Annotated in this window: 19 protein-coding genes and 1 pseudogene; 13 read left to right on the top strand and 7 right to left on the bottom strand. The window is 71.0% G+C overall.

Annotated elements, in window-relative coordinates; genetic code table 11:
* Positions 1-162 precede the first annotated feature (162 nt).
* From groES to ACZ7OO_RS03045, 3 genes and pseudogenes are all read left to right on the top strand, one after another.
* Positions 163-471, top strand: coding sequence for a co-chaperone GroES (gene groES / locus ACZ7OO_RS03055; RefSeq protein WP_066995800.1), 309 nt, complete (start codon positions 163-165; stop codon positions 469-471).
* A 118-nt stretch (positions 472-589) separates the two neighbouring features.
* Positions 590-2,215 carry a chaperonin GroEL gene (gene groL / locus ACZ7OO_RS03050; protein WP_471500887.1) on the top strand — a complete coding sequence of 542 codons (1,626 nt, stop codon included), beginning with the start codon at positions 590-592 and terminating at the stop codon, positions 2,213-2,215.
* A gap of 374 nt (positions 2,216-2,589) precedes the next feature.
* Positions 2,590-2,679, top strand: a pseudogene (locus tag ACZ7OO_RS03045) (type II toxin-antitoxin system YoeB family toxin); the annotation flags it as partial.
* A 271-nt stretch (positions 2,680-2,950) separates the two neighbouring features.
* Here ACZ7OO_RS03045 and ACZ7OO_RS03040 read toward each other — a convergent pair.
* The 3 genes from ACZ7OO_RS03040 to ACZ7OO_RS03030 all read right to left on the bottom strand — a co-directional run bounded on the left by ACZ7OO_RS03040 (position 2,951) and on the right by ACZ7OO_RS03030 (position 5,296).
* Entirely contained in the window at positions 2,951-3,658 is a 708-nt protein-coding gene (locus ACZ7OO_RS03040; RefSeq protein WP_471500885.1) for an ester cyclase, read from the bottom strand.
* Between the two features lie 75 nt (positions 3,659-3,733).
* Positions 3,734-4,507, bottom strand: a complete 774-nt coding sequence (locus tag ACZ7OO_RS03035) for an SDR family NAD(P)-dependent oxidoreductase (RefSeq protein WP_352223031.1) — start codon at positions 4,505-4,507, stop codon at positions 3,734-3,736.
* Between the two features lie 120 nt (positions 4,508-4,627).
* A complete protein-coding gene (locus ACZ7OO_RS03030; RefSeq protein WP_471500883.1) occupies positions 4,628-5,296 on the bottom strand; it encodes an MOSC domain-containing protein in 669 nt (222 codons plus the stop codon).
* A gap of 79 nt (positions 5,297-5,375) precedes the next feature.
* Here ACZ7OO_RS03030 and ACZ7OO_RS03025 point away from each other — a divergent pair, with 79 nt between their 5' ends.
* Positions 5,376-6,275, top strand: a complete 900-nt coding sequence (locus tag ACZ7OO_RS03025; protein WP_471500881.1) for a LysR family transcriptional regulator — start codon at positions 5,376-5,378, stop codon at positions 6,273-6,275.
* Positions 6,276-6,346: 71 nt separating this feature from the next.
* Here the strand turns inward: ACZ7OO_RS03025 and ACZ7OO_RS03020 are convergent, their stop codons facing one another.
* The gene (locus ACZ7OO_RS03020; protein WP_352223028.1) at positions 6,347-6,676 is read right to left on the bottom strand and encodes a WhiB family transcriptional regulator; all 330 of its coding nucleotides are present in this window, start codon (positions 6,674-6,676) and stop codon (positions 6,347-6,349) included.
* A 381-nt stretch (positions 6,677-7,057) separates the two neighbouring features.
* Here ACZ7OO_RS03020 and ACZ7OO_RS03015 point away from each other — a divergent pair, with 381 nt between their 5' ends.
* The 4 genes from ACZ7OO_RS03015 to ACZ7OO_RS03000 all read left to right on the top strand — a co-directional run bounded on the left by ACZ7OO_RS03015 (position 7,058) and on the right by ACZ7OO_RS03000 (position 11,419).
* On the top strand, positions 7,058-7,669 hold the full coding sequence (locus tag ACZ7OO_RS03015) for a response regulator transcription factor (RefSeq protein ID WP_003948568.1): 612 nt from the start codon (positions 7,058-7,060) through the stop codon (positions 7,667-7,669).
* 277 nt (positions 7,670-7,946) lie between these two features.
* Positions 7,947-8,534: a sigma-70 family RNA polymerase sigma factor gene (locus ACZ7OO_RS03010; protein ID WP_351693558.1), complete on the top strand. Its 588-nt coding sequence runs from the start codon at positions 7,947-7,949 to the stop codon at positions 8,532-8,534.
* Between the two features lie 152 nt (positions 8,535-8,686).
* On the top strand, positions 8,687-10,189 hold the full coding sequence (guaB, locus tag ACZ7OO_RS03005; RefSeq protein WP_471500878.1) for an IMP dehydrogenase: 1,503 nt from the start codon (positions 8,687-8,689) through the stop codon (positions 10,187-10,189).
* A 105-nt stretch (positions 10,190-10,294) separates the two neighbouring features.
* On the top strand, positions 10,295-11,419 hold the full coding sequence (locus ACZ7OO_RS03000; RefSeq protein ID WP_471500876.1) for a GuaB3 family IMP dehydrogenase-related protein: 1,125 nt from the start codon (positions 10,295-10,297) through the stop codon (positions 11,417-11,419).
* A gap of 214 nt (positions 11,420-11,633) precedes the next feature.
* Here ACZ7OO_RS03000 and ACZ7OO_RS02995 read toward each other — a convergent pair whose 3' ends face one another.
* Positions 11,634-12,842, bottom strand: coding sequence for a nucleotide sugar dehydrogenase (locus tag ACZ7OO_RS02995; RefSeq protein WP_471500874.1), 1,209 nt, complete (start codon positions 12,840-12,842; stop codon positions 11,634-11,636).
* 290 nt (positions 12,843-13,132) lie between these two features.
* Between ACZ7OO_RS02995 and ACZ7OO_RS02990 the strand changes: the two genes are divergently transcribed.
* Entirely contained in the window at positions 13,133-14,839 is a 1,707-nt protein-coding gene (locus ACZ7OO_RS02990) for a glycerol-3-phosphate dehydrogenase/oxidase (RefSeq protein ID WP_471500872.1), read from the top strand.
* A 67-nt stretch (positions 14,840-14,906) separates the two neighbouring features.
* Here the strand turns inward: ACZ7OO_RS02990 and ACZ7OO_RS02985 are convergent, their stop codons facing one another.
* Positions 14,907-15,950 (bottom strand): serine hydrolase domain-containing protein, encoded by a 1,044-nt coding sequence (locus ACZ7OO_RS02985; protein WP_471500870.1) that lies wholly within the window; start codon positions 15,948-15,950, stop codon positions 14,907-14,909.
* Positions 15,951-16,130: 180 nt separating this feature from the next.
* Here ACZ7OO_RS02985 and ACZ7OO_RS02980 point away from each other — a divergent pair, with 180 nt between their 5' ends.
* The 3 genes from ACZ7OO_RS02980 to ACZ7OO_RS02970 all read left to right on the top strand — a co-directional run bounded on the left by ACZ7OO_RS02980 (position 16,131) and on the right by ACZ7OO_RS02970 (position 22,885).
* Positions 16,131-18,215 (top strand): serine/threonine-protein kinase, encoded by a 2,085-nt coding sequence (locus ACZ7OO_RS02980; protein WP_471501247.1) that lies wholly within the window; start codon positions 16,131-16,133, stop codon positions 18,213-18,215.
* Between the two features lie 136 nt (positions 18,216-18,351).
* Positions 18,352-21,078: a protein kinase domain-containing protein gene (locus ACZ7OO_RS02975; RefSeq protein WP_471500868.1), complete on the top strand. Its 2,727-nt coding sequence runs from the start codon at positions 18,352-18,354 to the stop codon at positions 21,076-21,078.
* 178 nt (positions 21,079-21,256) lie between these two features.
* Positions 21,257-22,885 carry a serine/threonine-protein kinase gene (locus tag ACZ7OO_RS02970; RefSeq protein WP_471500866.1) on the top strand — a complete coding sequence of 543 codons (1,629 nt, stop codon included), beginning with the start codon at positions 21,257-21,259 and terminating at the stop codon, positions 22,883-22,885.
* 68 nt (positions 22,886-22,953) lie between these two features.
* On the opposite strand, the gene ACZ7OO_RS02965 is transcribed toward ACZ7OO_RS02970, so the two are convergent.
* Positions 22,954-23,328, bottom strand: a complete 375-nt coding sequence (locus tag ACZ7OO_RS02965) for a hypothetical protein (RefSeq protein ID WP_471500864.1) — start codon at positions 23,326-23,328, stop codon at positions 22,954-22,956.
* Positions 23,329-23,368: 40 nt separating this feature from the next.
* Here ACZ7OO_RS02965 and ACZ7OO_RS02960 point away from each other — a divergent pair, with 40 nt between their 5' ends.
* On the top strand, positions 23,369-24,985 hold the full coding sequence (locus ACZ7OO_RS02960; protein ID WP_471500862.1) for a serine/threonine-protein kinase: 1,617 nt from the start codon (positions 23,369-23,371) through the stop codon (positions 24,983-24,985).
* Positions 24,986-25,019: the final 34 nt, after the last annotated feature.

Below are 25,019 nucleotides of genomic sequence, written 5' to 3'. Positions count from 1 at the left end.
CTTGACCGAGTGCTAATCGCGGTCATAGTCTCGGGTCTGGCACTCACCACAGGAGAGTGCCAACAACGCGACAGGCAGGTCCGGCACCCGCGACGACGGATCCACCTGGTCGCCACCTCAGACAGTTAACCCCGTGAGATCTCCGAAGGGGGAGGTCGGATCGTGACGACCACCAGCTCCAAGGTTGCCATCAAGCCGCTTGAGGACCGCATCGTGGTCCAGCCGCTCGACGCCGAGCAGACCACCGCCTCTGGCCTGGTCATCCCGGACACCGCGAAGGAGAAGCCCCAGGAGGGCGCCGTCCTCGCCGTGGGTCCGGGCCGTTTCGAGAACGGCGAGCGCCTGCCGCTCGACGTCAAGGTCGGCGACGTCGTGCTCTACAGCAAGTACGGCGGCACCGAGGTGAAGTACAACGGCGACGAGTACCTCGTCCTCTCGGCTCGCGACGTGCTCGCGATCATCGAGAAGTAGTTCACCCCAAGCACATCCTGCTTTGAGCTGCGCCCCTGGCACCCGCGACCTTATGAAGCCGGGCGTCGGGGGCGCGGTTCGTTTCACCCACGTTTTCCGAGAGGGCTGAACCGCTCCCATGGCGAAGATCCTGAAGTTCGACGAGGACGCCCGTCGCGCCCTTGAGCGCGGCGTCAACAAGCTTGCCGACACCGTCAAGGTGACGATCGGCCCCAAGGGCCGCAACGTCGTCATCGACAAGAAGTTCGGCGCCCCCACCATCACCAACGACGGTGTCACGATCGCCCGCGAGGTCGAGATCGAGGACCCGTTCGAGAACCTCGGCGCCCAGCTGGTGAAGGAGGTGGCGACCAAGACCAACGACATCGCGGGTGACGGTACGACCACCGCCACCGTGCTGGCCCAGGCGCTCGTCCGCGAGGGCCTCAAGAACGTCGCCGCGGGTGCCTCCCCGGCCGCCCTGAAGAAGGGCATCGACGCCGCCGTCGCCGCCATCTCCGAGGACCTGCTCGCGACGGCCCGCCCGATCGACGAGAAGTCCGACATCGCCGCCGTCGCCGCGCTGTCCGCCCAGGACCAGCAGGTCGGCGAGCTCATCGCCGAGGCGATGGACAAGGTCGGCAAGGACGGCGTCATCACCGTCGAGGAGTCCAACACCTTCGGTCTGGAGCTGGACTTCACCGAGGGCATGGCCTTCGACAAGGGTTACCTGTCGCCGTACTTCGTGACGGACCAGGAGCGCATGGAGGCCGTCCTGGAGGACCCCTACATCCTCATCAACCAGGGCAAGATCTCCTCCATCGCGGACCTGCTCCCGCTGCTCGAGAAGATCATCCAGAGCAACGCCTCCCGCCCGCTGCTGATCATCGCCGAGGACGTCGAGGGCGAGGCGCTCTCCACCCTCGTCGTCAACAAGATCCGCGGCACCTTCAACGCGGTCGCGGTCAAGGCCCCCGGCTTCGGCGACCGCCGCAAGGCGATGCTGGAGGACCTGGCGATCCTCACCGGCGCCACGGTCATCTCCGAGGAGGTCGGCCTCAAGCTCGACCAGGTCGGCCTGGACGTGCTGGGCTCCGCCCGCCGTGTCACGGTCACCAAGGACGACACCACGGTCGTCGACGGTGCCGGAGACTCCGCCGCTGTCGCAGGCCGCATCGCCCAGATCAAGGCCGAGATCGAGAACACCGACTCCGACTGGGACCGCGAGAAGCTCCAGGAGCGCCTCGCGAAGCTGGCCGGCGGCGTGTGCGTGATCAAGGTCGGCGCCGCCACCGAGGTGGAGCTGAAGGAGAAGAAGCACCGTCTGGAGGACGCCATCTCCGCGACCCGCGCCGCGGTCGAGGAGGGCATCGTCTCCGGTGGTGGTTCCGCGCTCGTCCACGCCGCCAAGGTGCTGGAGGGCGGCCTGGGCAAGACCGGCGACGAGGCCACCGGTGTCGCCGTGGTCCGCCGCGCGGTCGTCGAGCCGCTGCGCTGGATCGCCGAGAACGCCGGCCTGGAGGGCTACGTCATCACCTCCAAGGTCGCCGAGCTGGAGAAGGGCCAGGGCTTCAACGCCGCCACCGGCGAGTACGGCGACCTGGTCAAGGCCGGCGTCATCGACCCGGTCAAGGTCACCCGCTCCGCCCTGGAGAACGCGGCCTCCATCGCCTCCCTGCTCCTGACGACCGAGACCCTGGTCGTCGAGAAGAAGGAAGAGGAGGAGCCGGCCGCCGGTGGTCACTCCCACGGCCACTCCCACTGAGGCACGCCGGCGAAGCCGGTGAGCAGTAGGTCGCTGTGCCCCGCCGCTCCGCGGCGGGGCACAGTGCTCCCACCGGACTGCCGGGGGCGCGTCCGGGTGTTGGCACCCCGTGTGTCGATGGGCGGTGATCCGAACACGGTCTCCACCTGGAGTGCGGCATTGATGATCGCGTTGGCCCGCTCGCCCGTGTCACCCAGCACGCGCACCAGCGACCGCTCGAACTCGGGGGCCGCCTGTGTGTGATGGCTTTCGTACTCGCGAAGAACGGCAGTATGTGGGGAGAGGTCGGCGACGGGGGCGGACTGTTTCGGGGCGCGTGAAGGAGTGCCGCGCGGGACGACGGGTGCATTCCGGGGTGGGTGCCACAGGAAAACTGGTCACGCCGGATCGGCGACGAGCACCGGCTGGTCTACCGGGCCACCGAGAAGGAAGTCGTGATCATCAAGGCTCGATACCACTACTGAGGGATCGCCGCGCGCAGGCTCGTGTGCGGCATCGCTCCGCGGGCGGGCGGTCACGAGTCGATCAGCCGCGCGAGCCGAATCCTGGTCGGACCCTCTGACAGCGTTCCCTCGACCATTGGCCGAGGACAGGAACACCACAGTCGCTGTCGCTCCTGCTCGGAGACCGGCAGAAGCCCCCGTTCCTTTTCCGGAACGGGGGCTTCGCCCCTCGCGGGTACTTCCCACTGTCGTACCGCTTCGCCGGTCGTACTACTTCGCGGCCGCTGTCGTTTCAGTTCTCCAGCACGTCCAGTGCTCCCAGCCGGTCCATCAGCCCGAGCCGGTCGTACTGCAACCAGCCCTCGGCCATCTTCCCGTCGGCGTCGAAGCGGTGGATCGTCGTCCCGGCCATGGTGACCTGCCGGCCGGTGTTCGGCACCCCCATGAACGCCGCCTTCTGCACACCCGTCCAGAGCCACCTGGTGCACACCCGGTCGCCCTGGGCGATCTGGTCCTCGACGAGGAACGAGAAGTCGAAGGCCTCCCGCCACATCTCCAGCTTGCGCCGCATCGCGTCCATGCCGATGGTGTCCTGGCCCTCGACCGGATCGTGGTCGTGGTAGTCCTCGGTGATCAGGCCGTCCAGCGGAGCCAGCGGGCCGGGCGCGGCGATCGTCTCGAAGAACCGTCGCGCGGTGTCGGCGTACCACCGCTCGTCGCGGACCACGTCCAGATCCGTGAACGTCGGCATCCCGTCGCAGATCGCCAGGATCTCGTTGAGGACCTGGTCCGTCTCCGGCCGGTTCGAGTTCCGCATCGCCTCCTCGTACGAGGGGAACTCCACGATCTCGACGACGTGCGACGCGTCGGAGCGGTCCTTGCCGACCACCGCGTGCGTCGCCGTCCGCTTCCCCTTGGCCTGCGTGACCCACCTGTCCATCAGCCGGTCCATCTCGGCCGGCCGGTTGGTCCTGCACTCGATGAGCTGTACGAACGTCATGCCGCCGCCTCCGGCCCCCCTGGGTCCGGTACCGTCACGCCCATTTTCCCACCGGGGGAAGCGGCACCACAGCCGTCACTGCGGCCCGTACCTGCGTCCCGTCTTCGAGCTGATGCCGCCCACCAGCCCGCGCGGGGCCACCTTCGCCAGGCCCGTCAGCACCTTGTAGCGGGGATCCGGGATCGACAGCGTCTTCCCACGCGCGAGGTCGGCGAGCGCCGCCGCGACCAGCTTGTCGGCGTCCAGCCACATCCAGTCCGGGATGTTGTCCGTGCCCATCCCGGCCCGCTGGTGGAACTCGGTGCGGACGAAACCGGGCGCCAGCGCCATGAGACGGACGCCGGTCCCGGCCAGATCGCGCGCCGCCCCCTGGGTGAACTGCACGACCCACGCCTTCGACGCGCCGTAGGTGCCCCGGGGCACGAAGGCCGCCACCGAGGCCACGTTGACGACACCGCCGCGCCCGCGCTCCCGCATCGCCTCGGCCGCCGCCGAGGTCAGCCGCAGCACCGCCTCGCAGTGGACCTTGAGCATCCTCAGTTCGTCGGCCATCGAGACGTCCAGATAGCGGCCCTTGTTGCCGAAGCCGGCGTTGTTGATCAGCAGGTCGACCGGGTTCTTGCGGTCGCCGAGGCGGGCGGCGACCGACTCGATGCCGGTGTCCTCGGCGAGGTCGGCGGTGAGCACCTCCGCCTCGATGCCGTGCCGGTCGTGCAGCTCGGTCGCCTGCTCGCGCAGCCGTTTGGTGTCCCGCGCCACCAGGACGAGGTTGTGCCCGTCAGCCGCCAGCCGCCGCGCGAACGCGGCGCCGATCCCCGCGGTCGATCCCGTAATCAGAGCCGTTGTCATGGCCCAAGGGTAGTTACCCGGACTGCCAGCGTCCGCTGCGTGCACCAGCTCTCCCCAAGCGTGCGCACCAGCTCTCCAGAAGGGTGAAGCGCCGGTGAACGGCTCGCGGGTGACGGCCGTTCAGTCCTGCCGCGTCGCCACGTACTTCCGGGCCTGCGCCAGCGCCTCCGGGTGCAGCGCCTCGCCCGCCGCCAGAATCCGCGGCAGCAGCTCCCGCTCGGTGGTGACCGCGCGGAACTGCATCGCCGCCGTCACCCCGTGCGCCGGCCGGTGCACGATCTCGATCGGGTCACCGGCCCCGATCTCACCCGGTTCGATCACCCGGAGGTAGGCACCGGTCGCACCCTTCCGCGTGAACCTCTTCACCCATCCCCGCTCGCCCAGATGGCCCTGAAAAGTGCGGCACGGGATGCGCCCGGAGGTGACCTCCAGTACGACCCCGGAACCGATCCGCCAGCGCTCGCCGATCAGCGCATCCGACACGTTCAGCCCGTTTGTCGTGAGGTTCTCACCGAAACAGCCGTTCGGCAGCGGCCGGCCGAGCTCCTTCTCCCAGGCGTCGAGGTCCTCGCGCGCGTAGGCGTACACCGCCTGGTCGTCGCCGCCGTGGTGGCGCAGCTCGCACACCGCGTCCCCGGCGAGACCGCTGCCCGCGACCCCCTTCGGCCCGGGCGCCTGCACCCGGACCAAGCCGTCCGCGGGCCGCTTGTCGATGGCGGTCACGCCGTCCTTCTGGTCCGTATGGGGCGACGCCGTCGGGCGTCCGAGGTTCACTGAGAGAAGCTCCATGCCCCGACGGTACGGGACCAGACTCAAAGCACCGACGCATTATTGGGTCTCCTGCCCAAGTCGGCCTTATGCTCGAAGGGTGATTGAGGCCCGCCATCTCCGCGTCCTGCGCGCCGTCGCCACCACAGGCTCCTTCTCGGCGGCGGGGCGCGAACTGGGCTGCACCCAGCCCGCCGTCAGCCAGCAGATGAAGGCCCTGGAGACCTCCGTCGGCACCCCGCTGCTGGTGCGCAACGGCCGGGAGATGCGCCTGACCCAGGCCGGCGAGGCCCTCGTGCGGCACGCCTCCGGGATCCTCGCCGGGCTCACCGCCGCCGAGGAGGAGGTCGCCGCGATCGCCGGCCTGCGCGCCGGCCGGGTCCGTCTGGTCTCCTTCCCGAGCGGCAGCTCCACCCTGGTCCCGACGGCACTGGCCGCCCTGCGCGCGGCCCACCCCGGCACCCGGGTCTCCCTGGAGGAGGCGGAACCACCGAAGTCCGTGGAACTGCTGCGCGCGGGCGACTGCGACATCGCGCTGGCCTTCCGCTACGAGGGCGCGGCGGGCGCCGAGGAGTGGGACGACCTGGTGGTACGACCGCTGCTGACCGACCGTCTCGTCGGCCTGCTGCCCGAACGGCACTACCTCGCGCGCGCGGAGTCGGTCGCCCTCGGGGAACTCGCCGACGAACCGTGGATCGCGGGCTGCCCGCGCTGCCGGGGACAGCTCGTCCAGGCGTGCGAGAATGCGGGCTTCACGCCCCGCATCGACTTCGCCACCGACGACTACCCCGCCGTGGTCGGCCTGGTCGGCGCGGGTCTGGGCGTGGCCGTCCTGCCCCAGCTGGCGATCGAGTCGGTACGCCCGAGAGGCGCGCGCACGGTGGCGCTGGAACCCGCGGTGGTGCGGGAGATCGTCGCCCTCACCCTGCCCGACCTGGCACAGGTGCCGGCCGTGGCGGCGACGCTGGAACAGCTGGGCCGGACGGCCCGGCGAGCCTAGGGCGACGGGCGGCCCGCTCGGCAGTGCTTTGAAGAAACGTTCTTTCAGGTGTGCGGGAGGAATCGGCTCTTTCAGGTGTGCGGGAGGGAGTCGCCGCTGGTCGTCGAAGCCGACACCAGCCTGTTGCGCGCCCGCCCCATGAGCTCTTCGCGCTCGTCCTCGGTCAGGCCGCCCCACACGCCGTACGGCTCGCGGACCGCCAGCGCGTGCGCCGCGCACTCCGCGCGGACCGGGCACCTCATGCAGACTTCCTTGGCCGAGTTCTCACGGGCACTCCGAGCCGCCCCGCGCTCGCCCTCGGGATGGAAGAAGAGCGAGCTGTCGACCCCACGGCAGGCAGCCAGGAGCTGCCAGTCCCACAGGTCCGCGTTCGGTCCGGGAAGGCGGGAGAAATCTGCCATTACGTGACCCCTTGTAGCCGTGCTGGGCGGATACGGTGCCAACGACCGTACATCTCCGGTCTAGAGAGATGAAAATATGACTCATTGCGAATCTAGCCCCAGACACCGTGAAACGGGAAGAAAAAGGGCTAAATGGGGCATTGGATGTGATGAAAAGTTGAGAGTCTGACGGTCATGTCTGCACCGTGTCCGCGCCCTCACGTAGAGTGCCGAAGACGGCACGCAGCCCCGTAACTCTTTCGAGTGACCGTCGTTGAGAGTGCGGAGGCGGTTGAAACAACAAGCGCTCGGGCAGGCGTCCGAGACGGTCGACCGCACAGGTGACGATTCCGTACCAGCCTGGAGGCTCAAGGTGACGCGCATCAGCTGCGGAGGGCGGTCATGACATCCGTCCTCGTCTGCGACGACTCCCCGCTTGCCCGAGAGGCGCTGCGCCGCGCGGTCGCGACCGTGCCCGGCGTCGAGCGTGTGACGACGGCGGCCAACGGCGAGGAAGTCCTCCGCCGCTGGGGCGCCGACCGCTCCGACCTGATTCTGATGGACGTGCGCATGCCCGGACTGGGCGGTGTCGAGACCGTGCGCCGGCTGCTGTCGGCCGACCCCGGCGCGCGCATCATCATGCTCACGGTCGCCGAGGACCTGGACGGCGTGGCCCTGGCCGTCGCCGCCGGTGCCCGCGGCTACCTGCACAAGGACGCCTCGCGCGCGGAGCTGCGCGCGACCGTCACCCAGGCGCTCGCGGACCCCACCTGGCGGCTGGCGCCCCGCCGTCTCCGCTCGGCCGAGATGGGCGCCGCGCCCACCCTCACCGCGCGCGAGATCCAGGTCCTGGAGGGCATGAGCCACGGCCGTTCCAACGCCGAGATCGGCCGTGAGCTGTTCCTCTCCGAGGACACCGTGAAGACCCACGCCCGGCGCCTGTTCAAGAAGCTCGGCGCCTCCGACCGCGCCCACGCGGTGGCCCTCGGCTTCCGCTGGGGACTGGTCCGTTAGCAGGGCGGTGAGCTGCGCCGCAGCGGGACCGCGGGCCGACCGGACGCCCCCGCCTACCCCACGGTGGGCGGGGTCCGCAAGGCGGAGCGCCGGAGTCCCGCTGCTTGTTTCGTCGCCGATGCCGCATCCTTGAGGTGTGGAGTCTCTCGGGGACGAGTCGTTCGAGCGGAAGGGGAGGGCGCAAGGGATGAGTTCCGGCGCACCTGCTCATAACGCTTCGGTGCACAACGACGGACGCGGTGCCACGCCGCCGACGGCAGCAGGGCACGATGGAGCGATGCGCGACGACGAGGCGGTCACCGCCATAGGCACGATCGGCGCTCTCGTCCACCGCGCTGTCGACGGGGACGAGCAGGCCACGCACGACCTGCTCGCCCATGTCCACCCGCTCGCGCTGCGCTACTGCCGTACGCGCCTGTCCCGCCTTCCGGGCGACGCCCGCCACTTCGTGGAGGACCTTGCCCAGGAGGTCTGCGTAGCGGTTCTCCTCGCGCTGCCCCGCTACCGCGACACCGGCCGTCCCTTCGAGGCCTTCGTCTTCGCCATCGCCTCCCACAAGGTCGCCGACCTCCAACGCGCCGCGATGCGCCATCCGGGCTCCACGGCGGTCCCCTCGGACGAGATGCCGGAACGCCCCGACGACTCCCTCGGCCCCGAGGAGCGGGCACTGCTCAGCAGCGACGCCGAATGGGCCAAGAAACTCCTGGCCAACCTCCCCGAGAACCAGCGCGAGCTTCTTCTCCTGCGCATCGCGGTGGGCCTCACCGCCGAGGAGACGGGTCAGATGTTGGGAATGTCACCGGGTGCGGTGCGGGTCGCCCAGCACCGGGCCCTGAGCCGGCTGCGCGCGCTGGCGGAGCAGTAGCCGCACGGTCCCCCCGCCCCTGATGAACAGGTGTGCGCGTATTTCCGTACGAACATACGAAGCCCGCAGCTGAGCCGTACCGTGGAATTTGGGGCCTGTGCTTCCCGTTAGCATGGACATCCGCACCGTTCAAGGCCATTGGGGAAGGTGTCATGACTGCCAACGTCGACGGAGTGCCCGGAAAATTCGCGACACTCGGGCTTACCTACGACGACGTGCTGCTGCTGCCGGGCGCATCCGAGGTGCTCCCGAACGCGGTCGACACCTCGTCCCGCATCTCCCGTAACGTCCGGGTCAACATCCCGCTCCTGTCGGCGGCGATGGACAAGGTGACCGAGTCACGCATGGCGATCGCGATGGCCCGCCTCGGCGGCGTCGGCGTGCTGCACCGCAACCTGTCGGTCGAGGACCAGGTCAACCAGGTCGACCTGGTCAAGCGGTCGGAGTCCGGCATGGTCACCGACCCCATCACGGTGCGTCCGGAGGCGACGCTCGCGGAGGCCGACGCCCTGTGCGCGAAGTTCCGCATCAGCGGTGTGCCCGTCACCGACCCGGCCGGCAAGCTGCTCGGCATCGTCACCAACCGTGACATGGCCTTCGAGAGCGACCGCTCCCGCCGGGTGCACGAGGTCATGACCCCGATGCCGCTGGTCACCGGCAAGGTGGGCATCTCCGGCACCGAGGCCATGCAGCTGCTGCGCAAGCACAAGATCGAGAAGCTGCCGCTGGTCGACGACGAGGGCGTCCTCAAGGGCCTGATCACGGTCAAGGACTTCGTCAAGGCCGAGAAGTACCCGAACTCCGCCAAGGACGCGGAGGGCCGCCTTCTCGTCGGCGCCGCCGTGGGGGCCAGTCCCGAGGCCATGGAGCGGGCCCAGGCGCTCGCCGAGGCCGGTGCGGACTTCCTGGTCGTCGACACCTCGCACGGCCACAACAGCAACGCCCTCAGCTGGATGTCGAAGATCAAGTCGAGTGTGGACGTCGACGTGATCGGCGGCAATGTCGCCACCCGTGACGGCGCCCAGGCGCTCATCGACGCCGGTGTCGACGGCATCAAGGTGGGTGTGGGCCCCGGCTCCATCTGCACCACGCGCGTGGTCGCCGGCATCGGCGTCCCGCAGGTCACCGCCATCTACGAGGCCTCCCTCGCCGCCCGCCCCGCCGGCATCCCGCTGATCGGCGACGGCGGTCTGCAGTACTCCGGCGACATCGGCAAGGCGCTCGCCGCCGGCGCCGACACGGTGATGCTGGGCAGCCTCCTCGCGGGCTGCGAGGAGTCGCCCGGCGAGCTCCTCTTCATCAACGGCAAGCAGTTCAAGTCGTACCGCGGCATGGGATCGCTCGGTGCGATGCAGTCCCGCGGCCAGGCCAGGTCGTACTCGAAGGACCGGTACTTCCAGGCCGGGGTGGCCTCCGACGACAAGCTCGTGCCCGAGGGCGTCGAGGGCCAGGTGCCCTACCGCGGCCCGCTCTCCAACGTGCTGCACCAGCTCGTCGGCGGCCTCCGCCAGACCATGGGTTACGTGGGCGCCGCCACCATCGGGGAGATGGAGTCCAAGGGCCAGTTCGTCCGCATCACCTCGGCGGGTCTCAAGGAGAGCCACCCGCACGACATCCAGATGACGGTCGAGGCGCCGAACTACAGCCGCAAGTAGTCACCACGGCCTCTTCAGGGCGGCCCCGGGTGCACCGGGGCCGCCCTTGTCGTACCCGTCGGCGATACTGGAAGACGCTGAAACGCAGAGGGAAAGGCCACAGACGTGACTGAGATCGAGATCGGGCGCGGCAAGCGCGGCCGCCGGGCGTACGCCTTCGACGACATCGCCGTCGTCCCCAGCCGCCGTACGCGGGACCCGAAGGAGGTCTCGATCACCTGGCAGATCGACGCCTACCGCTTCGAGCTGCCGTTCCTGGCCGCCCCCATGGACTCGGTCGTCTCCCCGGCCACCGCGATCCGTATCGGTGAGCTCGGCGGCCTCGGCGTGCTCAACCTCGAAGGCCTCTGGACGCGGCACGAGGACCCGCAGCCGCTGCTCGACGAGATCACCGGGCTGCCCGCCGAGCAGGCCACCCGCCGCCTCCAGGAGATCTACGCGGCCCCCATCAAGGAGGAGCTGATCGGTGCGCGTATCAAGGAGGTGCGCGACTCCGGCGTGGTCACGGCGGCCGCGCTCTCCCCGCAGCGCACCGCCCAGTTCTCCAAGGCGGTCGTGGACGCGGGCGTGGACATCTTCGTCATCCGCGGTACGACGGTCTCGGCGGAGCACGTCTCGTCCTCGCACGAGCCGCTGAACCTGAAGCAGTTCATCTACGAGCTCGACGTCCCGGTGATCGTCGGCGGCTGCGCCACCTACACGGCGGCCCTGCACCTGATGCGCACGGGCGCCGCGGGTGTGCTCGTCGGCTTCGGCGGCGGCGCCGCGCACACCACGCGCAACGTGCTGGGCATCCAGGTCCCGATGGCGACCGCGGTCGCGGACGTGGCGGCGGCCCGCCGTGACTACATGGACGAGTCCGGCGGCCGGTACGTCCACGTGATCGCCGACGGCGGTGTCGGCTGGTCCGGCGACCTCCCCAAGGCGATCGCCTGCGGCGCGGACGCGGTCATGATGGGCTCTCCGCTGGCCCGCGCGACCGACGGCCCGGGCAAGGGCCACCACTGGGGCATGGAGGCGGTCAACGAGGAACTCCCGCGCGGCAAGAAGGTCGACCTCGGCACGGTCGGCACCATCGAGGAGATCCTCACCGGCCCGTCCCACACCCCCGACGGCTCGATGAACCTCTTCGGCGCCCTGCGGCGGGCGATGGCCACGACCGGCTACAGCGAGCTGAAGGAGTTCCAGCGCGTCGAGGTGACGGTGGCGGACTCGCAGCACAAGCGGTAGGACTCGCCGACTCGGACCGAGGGCCGGCTTCGACGTCACCGGCAAGATCGTGGGCAAGGGGACGGCCCGCAAGGCGATCGGCTACCGCTACGAGCACTCTGCCAGGTAGTTACACCTGCAGGTAGTTACACCTGCTCGATCGAACGGCCCACCGGTCCGACCGGTGGGCCGTTTCGTCGTGAGGCTCCCACCGCCGGGGCCTCGCGCCGTGTGCTCAGAGCCGGTGCGCCGCCCCCGTCGGTGTCGCCCCCCGGGTGTCCAGCAGCAGCTGTGCCTTCACCGACAGGCCCTGGAGGTCGTACGTCCGGTGCTGCTGGACCAGGATCGTCAGATCGGCGTCGGCGGCCGCCTCGTAGAGGGAGTCCGCGCGCGGGACCGGGCGCTCCAGGACGCTCCAGGACGCGATGTGCGGGTCGTGGTAGCTGACCGAGGCGCCCAGTTCCATGAGCCGGATCGCGATCTCGCGGGCGGGCGTGGCCTGCTGGTCGGCGAGGTCGGCCTTGTAGGTGACGCCGAGCAGCAGCACGCGCGCGCCGCGGGCCGACTTGCCGTGCTCGTTGAGAAGGGCGGCGGCGCGCTGGACGACGTAACCGGGCATCCGGTGGTTGACCTGCTGGGCCAGTTCCACCATGCGCAGGCCCCGGCCGGCGACGCCTGCCAGGTCCTGGGCGACGCCGTGGCCGCCGACACCGGGGCCGGGCCGGAAGGCCTGGAAGCCGAACGGCTTGGTCTCCGCGCAGCGGATGACGTCCCACAGATCGACGCCCAGGCCGTGGCAGAGAACGGCCATTTCGTTGACGAGGGCGATGTTGACGTGCCGGAAGTTGGTCTCCAGCAGCTGCACGGTCTCGGCTTCGCGCGGGCCACGCGCGCGTACCACCTTGTCGGTGAGCCGGCCGTAGAACGCGGCGGCCGACTCGATGCACGCGGACGTGAGACCGCCGATGACCTTCGGGGTGTTGGCCGGGGTGAAGTCGCGGTTGCCGGGATCCACCCGGCTGGGCGAGTAGGCGAGGTGGAAGTCGCGCCCCGCCCGCAGGCCCGAGCCCTTCTCCAGCAGGGGCCGCAGGAAGTCCTCCGTCGTCCCCGGGTGGACCGGCGACTCCAGAATCACCGTGGTGTGCGGGCGCAGCCGCTCGGCCAGGGCGCGGGCCGCGGCCTCCACCTGGCTCAGGTCGAGCCCGCCGTCGTCGCCGCGCGAGGTCGGCGCGCAGATCACCGCCGTCCGCACCCGCCCCAGCTCGGCCGGGTCCTTTGCCACCCGGAAGCCCCCCGAGAGCATCCGGCGCAGCTCGGCGGGGCTGAGCGAGCCCGCCTCGGGACCGGTGGCGTACCCGATCGTGGGGATGCCGGCGGCCACCGCGGCCTGGGCGAGGGGCAGGCCGTAGGGACCGAGTCCCATGACGGCGAGGTCTGCGGGCATGGCGTGGGCCGTCCTTCCCAGTAACCGAAGCGGGACAGGTGCGCAAGCCCTGTGGACAGGATGAGCGAAGCGCAATGTCAGACTAGGAGTAAATATGAACGTTATGTGGGATTGTGTACGTGTGTCTTCCGGGGGTTCGGTGCGCGTTGTCCACAGGCTGGGGGCGCGTGGTGGCTGAAGTCGCGCAACACGGTCAGACTTTGGGCATGGGCCTCGCCTGCCGGGTGTGGCCGGCGCGACCGATGACCGACGACCAGCCATGACCGATGGCGGCACAGCGGGAGGCAGCGGTGAGGACAGCGACACTGGGGCCGAAGCAGCGGGCGGAGTCCTTGGCGGCCATGGCCGAGCGCGAGCTGGACGTGCTGGTCGTGGGCGGGGGAGTGGTCGGCGCGGGCACCGCGCTCGACGCGGCCACCCGGGGCCTGAGCACCGGCATCGTCGAGGCCCGTGACTGGGCCTCCGGTACCTCCAGCAGGTCCAGCAAGCTGATCCACGGCGGCCTGCGCTATCTGGAGATGCTCGACTTCGACCTGGTCCGCGAAGCCCTCAAGGAGCGCGGCCTGCTCCTGGAACGCCTCGCCCCGCACCTGGTCAAGCCGGTGGCGTTCCTCTACCCGCTCCAGCACCAGGGCTGGGAGCGCCTCTACGCGGGCTCGGGTGTCGCGCTCTACGACGCGATGTCGATGGCCCGCGGGCACGGCCGGGGCCTGCCCGCCCACCGCCACCTGACCCGCCGTCACGCCCTGCGTGTCGCGCCCGCCCTGCGTAAGGACGCCCTGGTCGGCGCCATCCAGTACTACGACGCCCAGATGGACGACGCCCGCTATGTGGCGACCCTGGTGCGCACGGCGGTGTCCTACGGCGCGAAGGCCGCCAACCGCGCACGTGTGACCGGGTTTCTGCGGGAGGGCGAGCGGGTCGTCGGCGCCCGGGTGCAGGACGTGGAGGGCGGCGGGGAGTACGAGATCCGCGCGAAGCAGGTGGTCAACGCCACCGGCGTGTGGACCGACGACACCCAGGCGATGGTCGGCGAGCGCGGCCAGTTCCACGTCCGTGCTTCCAAGGGCATCCACCTGGTCGTCCCCAAGGACCGTATCCACTCCACGACCGGCCTGATCCTGCGCACCGAGAAGTCGGTCCTGTTCGTCATCCCCTGGGGCCGGCACTGGATCATCGGTACGACCGACACCGACTGGGACCTCGACAAGGCCCACCCGGCCGCCTCCAGCGCCGACATCGACTACCTGCTGAACCACGTCAACTCGGTGCTCGCGGTGCCGCTCTCGCGCGACGACGTCCAGGGCGTGTACGCGGGGCTGCGCCCGCTGCTGGCCGGCGAGTCCGACGCCACCAGCAAGCTGTCGCGCGAGCACACGGTCGCGCATCCGGTGCCGGGGCTCGTGGTCGTCGCCGGCGGCAAGTACACGACGTACCGGGTGATGGCCAAGGACGCCGTCGACGAGGCGGTGCACGGGCTCGACATGCGGGTCGCGGAGTGCGTCACCGAGGACATCCCGCTGCTCGGCGCGGAGGGTTACCGGGCGATGTGGAACGCGCGGGCGCGGATCGCCGCCCGCACCGGCATCCACGTGGTCCGGGTCGAGCACCTGCTGAACCGGTACGGCTCGATGGCTGACGAACTCCTCGACCTCATCGCCGCCGACCCGGGCCTCGGTGAGCCGCTCTCGGCCGCCGACGACTATCTGCGCGCCGAGGTCGTCTACGCCGCCTCCCACGAGGGCGCCCGCCACCTCGACGACGTCCTCACCCGCCGCACCCGCATCTCCATCGAGACCTTCGACCGGGGCACCCGCAGCGCCCGCGAGGCCGCCGAGCTGATGGCGCCGGTCCTCGGCTGGGACAAGGACCAGATCGAGCGGGAGGTCGAGCACTACGAGAAGCGGGTGGAGGCGGAACGGGAGTCCCAACTCCAGCCGGACGACCAGACGGCGGACGCGGCCCGGCTGGGAGCACCGGACATCGTGCCGCTCTGAAGCCGCCCTCCGACATCACCCGATCGGGCGACCGGGCGTCGGGATCTTCCCTCGGCCCTGGGCCGTTCTACCGACTGCGAGGGCAGAACTCGGCCGCGAGCAGTGCGGGTTCGAGGTCCGGGTCTGCGATCGAGGTCGTGTTCACACGGAACGTGAGGACATGCCGGCCGCCGATCGAGGCAGCACTCCGCACATAGCTGCCCGCGATCCGTCCGTTGTGCCCCCACACCGTGGTCCCGCACGGCAGCGTCACAGGAAAGATCCCCAGGCCGTACGCCCCATGTGCGGCACGGGTGCTGAGCATCTCGCGCAGCCGGTGCGAGGGCAGCAGCTCGCCGTCCAGCAGCGCCGCGTAGAAGCGGTCCAGGTCGTCGAGCGTGGTCACCAGCTCACCTGCGGCGCCGGCCACCCGCGGGTCGAGCTCGGTGGCGTCGGAGCCGTCGGCCGCGTAGGCGCGGCCGTGCGGAACGGTCAGCGAGGTACGGGCACCCGGGAAGGACGTGCCCGTCAGGCGGAGGGGAGTGATGATGCGGCGCCGCGTCTCGGTGGCGTACGAGTGACCGGTGACCCGGCGGATGACCATGCCGAGGACGACGTAGCCGGTGCTGGAGTACGAGTAGCGGCCGAGGCCGGTGGAAGGGAGGGCGAGCGAGATGCGTACGGCCTGAAGCGGAGTCAGGGGGACGGTCCCTCGGGTGACGTTGGTGAAGTCGGCGAGCCCGCTGGTGTGGCTGAGCAGGGCGCGCAGGGTGATCCTCCGCCCGTCGGTGCCGCGTCCGCGCAGCAGCCCCGGCAGATACCGCTCCACGGGGTCGGACAGGGACAGCCGGTGTTCCGTGGCCAGTTGCAGGACGACGATGGCGACGAAGGTCTTGGTGATGCTGCCGGCGCGGAAGTGGTCGGCGCGGGTGATGCCCCGGCCGGCGGCCGCGTAGTGGACGTCGTCGCCGTCGCGGTCGAGGAGGGCGGCGGCGGGCGCCCGGCCTTTGGCGACGAACTGTGACAGGAGCGGGTCCGTCGCCTCCGCCGAGGACGCGGAACCGGCCGTCACCGGGGCGAGCAGCAGGGCAAGGGCGACCGCTATGGCCACCAGTGTCCGAAGCGACGGCATCCGGGTTCCTCCCTTGTCGCGGGCCATGATCCCGGCCCGTGTGACGCCCTCGTCACCGGGGGTTCCGGTCGACCGGCCCCAGCGGGTTCCGATGCGCGGTCAGGGGCACCCGGGGCGTTGGGCACTTGTCGGGTGAGGGACAATGAAGGTTCTGTCAGGGCGGGTTGCATGAGGGGACGCATGTCGGAGGCGGAGCGGGCGGGTACTTCTCGTCAGGAGACTCGTCAGGACAACAGTGAGCGTCTTCTCGCCGGGCGATACCGGCTGGGAAGGGTGCTCGGCCGCGGCGGCATGGGCACGGTGTGGCGGGCCGAGGACGAGACCCTCGGCCGGACGGTCGCCGTCAAGGAGCTGCGGTTCCCGTCGAACATCGACGAGGAGGAGAAGCGGCGCCTGATCACGCGCACCCTGCGCGAGGCCAAGGCGATCGCCCGGATCCGCAACAACAGCGCGGTGACGGTCTTCGACGTGGTCGAGGAGGACGACCGGCCCTGGATCGTGATGGAGCTGGTCGAGGGCAAGTCGCTGGCCGAGGTGATCCGGGAGGACGGCCTGCTCAAGCCCCGGCGCGCGGCCGAGGTCGGGCTCGCGATCCTGGACGTGCTGCGGTCGGCGCACCGCGAGGGCATCCTGCACCGGGACGTGAAGCCGTCCAATGTGCTGATCTCCGAGGGCGACGGCCGGGTCGTGCTCACCGACTTCGGTATCGCCCAGGTCGAGGGCGACCCGTCCATCACCTCCACCGGCATGCTCGTCGGCGCCCCCTCCTACATCTCCCCGGAGCGGGCCCGCGGCCACAAGCCCGGCCCGGCGGCCGACCTGTGGTCGCTCGGCGGCCTGCTGTACGCGGCGGTCGAGGGCGCTCCGCCGTACGACAAGGGGTCGGCGATCGCCACGCTGACCGCGGTGATGACCGAGCCGTTGGAGGAGCCCAAGAACGCGGGGCCGCTCAGGGACGTCATCTACGGCCTGCTCACCAAGGATCCGGCCAAGCGGTTGGACGACGCCGGCGCGCGGTCGATGCTCAACGCGGTGCTCAGCGCGCCGGAGAGCCTGCCGGTGGACGCCACGCGGGTCGTGCCGCTGCCGCCGGACGCACCGCAGCAGGAGAAGGTCGCCGGGGCCAGGCGGGGCGAGGAGGCCGGGGAGAAGCTGCGCGGGGCGCTGCGGTCGGTGCGGAAGGCCGCGGGAGCGGCGAGTGTCGCCTCCGCGACCCGGCCGAAGAGCACCGCTGCCGAGGCCGGCGGCGCCAAGGGATCGGTCGCTTCGGGCTCGGGATCGGTCGGTTCCGGTTCGGGGCCGGTTTCCGGCTCGGCCGGCGGTGGGCGTCCCGCCGCCGGTCCGGCCGCCGGTCCCGCTGTCGGAGGGGCCGGTGCGGGCAGTGGAACGGCGGGGACCAAGCCCGCCGTCGGCAAGGCGAGTTCGGGGTGGCCCGTGGTGCCGCCGCCGGATATGGACCTGGCGCCCCGGACCGTGCCCCGGGCTCCGCTCACGGACGTGGTGCCGAAGCGGACCCTTGTGATCATCGCCGTGGTGGTGGTGCTCGCGGTGCTCGGTACCGTGCTCGCCCTCACGCTGGGCGACGACGGGAACGGCAAGGGGAGCGGCAAGAGCGGCGGTTCCAAGGCGGTGGCCACCTCGGGCGCGAGCGCGAGTGCGAGTTCCGGTTCGGGGTCCGGCGGCGGATCCTCCACCAAGGAGGGCGCGAGCGGCGGTACGCAGACGGACGGTGCCTCCTCCGCGGCCGCGACCTCCGGGAGTACCGGGAACTCGGACCAGTCGGGCAACGACGGTTCCTCGGCGTCGAACTCCAGTGGCAGTAACGGGGACAACACCTCAGCGGTGCAGACGTACAACGGAGGCCAGGGCTACTCGATCGGGCTGCCCAAGGGCTGGAAGTTCCAGACGAGCAGCCCCGCCGGGGACCGGTTCACCGGGCCAGACGGCCAGAAGCTGCTGATCGCCTGGACCAGCACGCCCAAGGGCGACCCGGTGGCGGACTGGGAGAACCAGGAGCGTTACATGGTGCGCTCCCAATACCAGAAGATCCGCATAGCGAAGGTGAGCTACCGCAGCTGGAACACGGCTGACTGGGAGTTCACTTACGTGGAGAGCGGCACCGAGTACCGGACCGTCGACCGCGGGTTCGTCGTCAGCTCGAAGCAGGGGTACGGGCTGATGTACACCGCGAAGGCCGCCCACTGGAGCAGTGAGCTGCGCAAGGACACCTGGAAGACGCTGACGGCGAGCTTCGAGCCGAAGTGACAAATTCGCATCCCCACAATGCGAATTGCCTCCGGCACGTATCGTGAGTGGTTGCGGACCGTACGCATTCAGGTATGCATGCAGAACGGGCCGCGAAACGAACGGATTTGACCACCGGGCGGCCGGGGGAGGCAACGTGGACGACTACGCGGGTCGGGTACTCGCCGACCGCTACCGCCTGCCCCTGCCCCCCTCCGACGAGTACGAACACACCGAGACCCGGGCCTTCGACACCTACAGCGGCCAGGAGGTGTACGTCCGGCAGGTGCCGTTGCCGGAGGTCGTCGAGGCGGAGGTGCTCGACGCGGAGGGACTGCCCGACGGGTTCACGGCCCGTGACCGTGGCGCACGTCGGCCACCGGCCGCCCGCACCGCGACACGCCGGCCCAGCGATCCCGCGGTGCGCCGCGCCGTCGAGGCGGCGCAGGCCGCCGCCCGGATCCCCGACCATCCCCGGCTCGACCAGGTCTTCGACGTGTTCGCCGAGGGCGGTTCGCTGTGGATCGTCAGCGAGTTCGTGGCCGCGCGGTCGCTGGCGACGCTGCTCGCCGAGCGGCCGCTGACGCCGTACCGGGCGGCCGAGGTCGCCTCCGACGTGCTGATGGCGCTCAGGGTGCTGCACGCGCACGGCTGGGTGCACCGCAACATCACCGCCCGCACGGTCCTCGTCTGTGACGACGGCCGGGTGATGCTGACCGGTCTCGCGGTCGGGGCGGCGGAAGAGGCGCTGTGCGGGTACGACCCGGTGCCGCCGCCGGAGGGAGAAGGCGGCGCGGAGGCGGACGGCCGTCGGCGGGTCGGGGAGGCGGAAGGTTCCGCCACACCTGGCGGTCCGGCCGGTCCCGGAGGCTCAGGCGCCCTCGCTGTCGGGGGCATCGGGAGCGTCGGGGGTGCGTCGGGTGGTACAGCAGGCGCACGGACGGCGCCCGGCGTGCCGGAGGCGGATCCCGAGGCGGCCCGGCGCGCCGCCATTCAGGCACGGGCCGCCGGCGGGTTGCCGGCGGCCGGACCGGGCGAGGGCTCGGGCGGTGCCGGTACGGGCGCGGTGGAGCGGCGGGCGTTGGAGACCGGGGCGGACATCCGGGCCGCGCGGGCCGGGGCGATCGCGGCGTACCGGGCGGGGGCGAGGGCCGCGGCCCGGGTCCAGGAGGCCCAGCAGAACGGCCGGGCCGCGCTGCCCGGGGCCCGGCCGCCGGTCGACGCCGACACCGGAACGCCCGCACCGCAGCAGCCGTATGCGAACGGGGCGGCTCCATCGCAGTATGTCCCGGGCCAGGCCAACGGTGCCGCGCAGCCGCCGTATGCCCCGGGGCACGCAAACGGAGCGGCCCAACTGCCTTACGCCAATGGGCAGGCGCAGGTGCAGGCGCCCGGCGGTGAGCAGCGGGCCGCCGGCAGTGTGCCGCCCGGTCGCATCGCCGACCCGTACGGGGTGAGCGGTGCCTCCTCGCCCTGGCACGGGGCCGTGCCCCGCCCCCATCCCGGCACGCCTCCCGCGGAGCGCACCGCACTCCCGGCCGTCGGTCCCGGCACCGACCTCCCGCAGCCGGTCGTACCCGCGCAGGCCCCCCGGTGGGGCGAGGCGGAGGCCGCCGTGGCCGGGCGGCGGGGGCCCGCCACCGCGCTGGCCGCCGAGCGGGCGCGGCAGGTGCGGATGACCGTGGTCGGGCCGGTGACCGAGCGCTGGGCGCCGGAGCAGGCCGGGCCCGTGCACGAGAACTGGCAGCTGGCGGCCCCCATCGGACCGGCCACCGACCTGTGGGCGCTCGGCGCGCTGCTGTTCCGGGCCGTGCAGGGGCACGCACCGTACCCGGAGGAGTCCACGGCCGAGCTGGTGCAACTGGTGTGCTCGGAGCCGCCCGCCTTCGCGGAGGAGTGCGGGTCGCTCAGGCCGGTCGTGGAGTCGTTGCTGCGTCAGGACCCCACCGAGCGGCTGGACTTCGAGGAGCTGCGCGGCTGGCTGCGCTCGCTGGTGCGTTCCGCGCCCGAGCCGGACGCCGGCGCGCATGTCGTCACCGCCCCGCCCGCCGCCGACCCGGCCCGGCTGCCGATCGTCCGCAGGCGCGGGCAACTGGTGCGCTGGCGCCGGGCAGGGCTGCCGGCGACCAGTCCGCACGGCCGGCACAAGCGAGCCCGCCAGGAGGCCAAGTCCCCGCGCAGACTGGGCCGTACGCTGCTTCTGCTGGTGCTGCTCCTGCTGGCCGCGGTGGTCGCGTACGCCATGCTGTTCCTGCCGAAGAAGGGCAGCGCGGACAACGGCGGCGCGACGAACGGCGACCGGACGGGTGCGGCCGGCGAGGCCGGTCCCGCGCCGAGTCCGAGCCCGACCGCCACGCCGACACCGTCGCAGACGGCGCCCCCGTCCACCGAGACGCAGACCACCGCGGGTTCGACGGGCGGAACCACGGCCGCCGACGGCTTCACCCTGCGCAACGACCCGGACGGCTTCAAGGTCGCCGTCGCCAAGGGCTGGAGCCGTACACCACGGAACGGCAGCGGCCAGGTGATCTACTCGCAGGGGAGGTTCGAGCTGATCGTCGTGGCCGGGCGGGACAGCGCGGCGACCTACGGCAACGATCCGATGACGTACCAGCGGGACAAGGAACGGGAGTTGCAGCCGTACCGGGACTCCAGCTGGGCCACGGCGGGCGGGCTGCGGACCATCACGGTGGGCCAGCAGGTGTCCGCCGAGGGGCAGTTCACCTGGACGGACGGCCGGCAGGGCGACCTGTTCGTACGGAACATGGTCTTCCTGATCAACGGTCGGTACCACATCGTGCAGGTCCGCGGCCCGGAGTCGGAACGGGACGAGGTCACACGGCTGTACGACCAGGCGTCGTCGACGTACAAGTACACGGGCTGAAGGTCAACGCCGGTGTGAGCCGAATGGTTCCCGTTCCGGTGGGCGGATTCCGTTCACTTTCCGTGGTGAAAGCGAAAACCGTCACAGTGCTGTCTCCGTGGGACCCCACCGGTTCCATGGCCGCAGGGTGGTCCTTAGTCTGACCCTGACAAGAGCATTGCGGGGCAACGTGAATCAGATGCAGGGCCTGCTCATCGCGGGCCGCTATCGGCTGGCCGACACCATCGGCAGCGGCGGCATGGGCCGAGTGTGGCGCGCCCACGACGAAGTGCTGCACCGGGCGGTCGCCATCAAGGAGTTGACGGCCGCGCTCTACGTCTCCGAGGGCGACCAGGCCATCCTGCTGGCCCGTACCCGGGCGGAGGCCCGGGCAGCGGCGCGCATCAACCACTCCGCCGTCGTCACCGTCCATGACGTCCTCGAACACGACGGCCGTCCGTGGATCGTCATGGAGCTGGTCGAGGGCCACTCGCTGGCCGACGAGGTCAAGGAGCGCGGGCGCGTCGAGCCGCGGGAGGCCGCGCGGATCGGGCTGTGGGTGCTGCGCGCGCTGCGTGCCGCGCACAGCGCCGGGGTGCTGCACCGGGACGTCAAGCCGGGCAACGTCCTGATCGGCCGGGACGGCCGGGTCCTCCTCACCGACTTCGGCATCGCGCAGATCGAGGGCGACACCACGATCACCCGTACCGGGGAAGTCGTCGGATCCGTCGATTATCTCGCGCCGGAGCGCGTGCGCGGGCACGATCCCGGGCCGTCCTCCGACCTGTGGGCGCTGGGCGCGACGCTGTACACCGCGGTGGAGGGGCGCTCGCCGTTCCGCCGTACCTCGCCGCTGACCACCATGCAGGCGGTTGTCGAGGAGGAGGCCGCCGAGCTGAGCAACGCGGGCCCGCTGGAGCCGGTCATCACCGCGCTGCTGCGCAAGGAACCCGCCCAGCGGCCCGGCCCCGAAGAGGCCGAGCAGATGCTCGCCGAGGCGGCGGAGGGCCGGCGGCCGAGCGGGGCGCAGATGTATGTGGCGACGGGGCAGACGGGGTACGACATCATGGGGACCGGGACGGGCACCGGTACCCGTGTGCAGTCGGCCGTCGCCACGCCGTATCCGCCGGTGACGATCGGGCCCGTGCCCGTGCCGGCGAAGCGGTACCGCCTGCGCACGTTCGCCCTGGTCGTCGCCCTCGCGGCGGTCGTCGGTGGGGGCGTCGCGGTCGCGCTGCAGCAGTTCGGCACCGACAGCCCCGACGGCCTCGTCTCTGCCTCGTCGACTCCGGGTGCCAGTGCCGGCGCCGGCGCCAGTGCTTCGCCGAGCGACAGGGGCGGCCAGGGGGCGGTTCCCGCCGGTTGGGAGCGGCGCGATGACCCGGTGGGCTTCAGCATCTCCCTGCCCAAGGGGTGGAAGCGGTCCGTCTCCATCGACCAGGACGGCCTCCGGCAGGTCGACTACTCGCCCGACAAGGGCAAGCACCTCGTGCGGGTCGCCGTCGACACCGCGCCGGACTTCAGCACCGCGTACGAGCACATGAAAGACCTGGATCAACGGGTCTCGAATCGGCTGCTCGGCTACAAGCAGCTGAGCCTCAAGGAGGAGCTCTTCCGCGACCAGCCGGGCGTCCGCTGGGAGTACACCTGGAACGCGCTGGCCAAGGACGCTCCCCACTACTTCCCGGGGCCCTACCATGCGATCGACGCCGGGTACATGAACAGCGCCGGCACCGAGTACGCCATCTACGCGGCCTCGCCGGCCGACGACTGGGCCACCACCAGCAAGCAGTTCGGCGTGATCCTGCGGGGTTTCCAGGAGGGCTGACCCGAGTGGAACAGTGCGCCGCCGTCCTTCCTGGGACGGCGGCGCACTCGGCCGCCCTCCGCGGAGGCTCAGGCGTAGTCGGTGCAAGAACGGACTATCGTGCTTCCTTCTATGACCGCCACCTGCGCGCCGATGTAGTCGAGTGAATCACCCGAGGGTGCCGCGTAAGTGGAGAAGCTGCTTTTCTGGTCGTTTCCGTCGTATTCGGAATGCCAGCCCCACTCCGTGACGAATCCAGTGCTGTCGTCTATGGAAACGAGGCGAATGGCCACATGGTGACCATCGGCAGCGGTGTCCTTGATCCAACCGCTGATGTCCACATGGTGGGCTGACCAGTTGGTGAACGTGAGACTCCCCGTGGCGCCCGTGCACCCGTTTTGAAACCGGTCATGGCTGAAAATGATCGCCCCTGAAGTCAGGCGGAGGTGCACTTGGCCGGTCACCGCGCCGGAAGGGGTCCGTCCGGTGCGGCATCATGGGGCCATGGGGACCGACGGGGAAGCCGTTCGTCTGATCGCGGGGCGTTATCGCCTGGAAACGCGGCTCGGGCGGGGCGGGATGGGTGTCGTATGGCGCGCGACCGATCAGTTACTCGGCCGGCAGGTCGCCGTGAAGGAACTCACCGTCGACGACTCCCTCCCGGACGACGACGCCCGGCTGCGCCGCGACCGCACCCTGCGGGAGGCGCAGGCCGTCGCACAGCTGCACCACCCTCACATCATCGTCGTGCACGACGTGGTGGAGGAGGGCGAACGGCCCTACATCGTCATGGAGATGATCGACGGCGGCTCGCTCGCCGACCGGATCTCGCAGAACGGTCCGGTGGACGTCGGCGAGGCCGCGCGGATCGGGATCGCCCTGCTGAGCGCGTTGCGGACGGCGCACACGGCCGGGGTGCTGCACCGGGACATCAAGCCGGCGAACGTGCTCGTCGAGGCGGCCACCGGGCGTGTCGTACTCACCGACTTCGGGATCGCGCAGGTCGCGGGCGCCACCACGCTCACCGACACCGGCTCCTTCGTCGGGTCGCCCGAGTACACCGCGCCCGAGCGGATGTCCGGCTCCCGCTCCGGTCCCGCCTCCGACCTGTGGTCGCTGGGCGCGCTGCTGTGCGCGGTCCTCAGCGGCGAGTCGCCGTTCCGGCGCGACTCGCTCGGCGGGATCCTGCACGCCGTGGTCTCCGACGAGATCCGGCCACCGGCCCAGGCGGAGCCGCTGCTGCCGGTCGTACGAGGGCTGCTGGAGCGGGATCCCGAGCGGCGGCTGGGTGCGGCGGAGGCCGAGCGGATGCTGCGGGGGTTCCTGGAGACGGGGTCCGTGGCGGCCGCGAGCACGACGGAGAGCGCCGGTGTCTCCGCGTACACGCCGACCCAGCGGGACGTGCCGTGGCCACCGGACCCGGCCCCGGAAGGGTCACCCCGGTACTCGCCCCGCGGGGTGCTGATCGCCGCCCTGCTCGTCGCCGCGATGGCCGGGGCCGGGGTGTCGGCGGCCGCGCTGCTGTTCAACGGCGGCGGAGGCGGTGGTACCCCGGGCCCCGGGGGTACGACGACCGTCACCGCGTCACACACGACGGCCACGACCCCGCCGCCGTCCCCGTCGTCCCTCTCGTCCCCGTGGCCCCTTTCGCCCTCGTCACCGGCCGCCACCTCCCGCACCGCCCCCTCCGGTTACCGTCTCGCGCAGGATCCGGCCGGCTTCTCCCTCGCCGTCCCCGAGGACTTCACCCGCGACCCGCAGGGCGAGCGCGTCTTCTACCTGTCGCCGGGGCAGGCCTTCCGGCTCGGCGTCAAGGTCTCCGAGCCGCAGACCGGCGGACCGGGGACGGCGATACGGCGGGCGGCGGCCGACGGGCCGAGCACCAACCCCGGCTACCACGACGGCCGGGTCACCGACACCACCCACTCCGGACACCCCGCCGCCTTCTGGGAGTTCACCTGGAAGGGCTTCAGCGCGACGGAGGGCCCCCGGCACACCTATGACCTCTGCTGGGAGGAAGACGGCCGGTTGTACGACGTGTGGGTGTCGGCACCGGTCGGGAAGGTGCGGGAGGCACGGGAGTACTTCGATGTCGCGGTGGACACGTTCGCGGGGAACTGAGGACCGGGATGCGACATGGATCCGGGGGCGCCCT

The organism is Streptomyces sp. NPDC111744 (genome assembly GCF_055634995.1).
This window is presented reverse-complemented; position numbering and strand designations above follow the sequence as displayed.

Excerpts from the sequence above, each read along its gene's own strand:
- ACZ7OO_RS03020 (WP_352223028.1), bottom strand. The coding sequence starts at position 6,676 with ATGGCAGATTTCTCCCGCCTTCCCGGACCGAACGCGGACCTGTGGGAC.
- ACZ7OO_RS02970 (WP_471500866.1), top strand. The coding sequence starts at position 21,257 with ATGCAGGGCCTGCTCATCGCGGGCCGCTATCGGCTGGCCGACACCATC.
- ACZ7OO_RS02985 (WP_471500870.1), bottom strand. The coding sequence starts at position 15,950 with ATGCCGTCGCTTCGGACACTGGTGGCCATAGCGGTCGCCCTTGCCCTG.
- ACZ7OO_RS03030 (WP_471500883.1), bottom strand. The coding sequence starts at position 5,296 with ATGGAGCTTCTCTCAGTGAACCTCGGACGCCCGACGGCGTCGCCCCAT.
- ACZ7OO_RS03010 (WP_351693558.1), top strand. The coding sequence starts at position 7,947 with ATGCGCGACGACGAGGCGGTCACCGCCATAGGCACGATCGGCGCTCTC.
- guaB (WP_471500878.1), top strand. The coding sequence starts at position 8,687 with ATGACTGCCAACGTCGACGGAGTGCCCGGAAAATTCGCGACACTCGGG.
- groL (WP_471500887.1), top strand. The coding sequence starts at position 590 with ATGGCGAAGATCCTGAAGTTCGACGAGGACGCCCGTCGCGCCCTTGAG.
- ACZ7OO_RS03035 (WP_352223031.1), bottom strand. The coding sequence starts at position 4,507 with ATGACAACGGCTCTGATTACGGGATCGACCGCGGGGATCGGCGCCGCG.
- ACZ7OO_RS03040 (WP_471500885.1), bottom strand. The coding sequence starts at position 3,658 with ATGACGTTCGTACAGCTCATCGAGTGCAGGACCAACCGGCCGGCCGAG.
- ACZ7OO_RS02960 (WP_471500862.1), top strand. The coding sequence starts at position 23,369 with ATGGGGACCGACGGGGAAGCCGTTCGTCTGATCGCGGGGCGTTATCGC.
- ACZ7OO_RS02980 (WP_471501247.1), top strand. The coding sequence starts at position 16,131 with ATGTCGGAGGCGGAGCGGGCGGGTACTTCTCGTCAGGAGACTCGTCAG.
- ACZ7OO_RS02995 (WP_471500874.1), bottom strand. The coding sequence starts at position 12,842 with ATGCCCGCAGACCTCGCCGTCATGGGACTCGGTCCCTACGGCCTGCCC.
- ACZ7OO_RS03015 (WP_003948568.1), top strand. The coding sequence starts at position 7,058 with ATGACATCCGTCCTCGTCTGCGACGACTCCCCGCTTGCCCGAGAGGCG.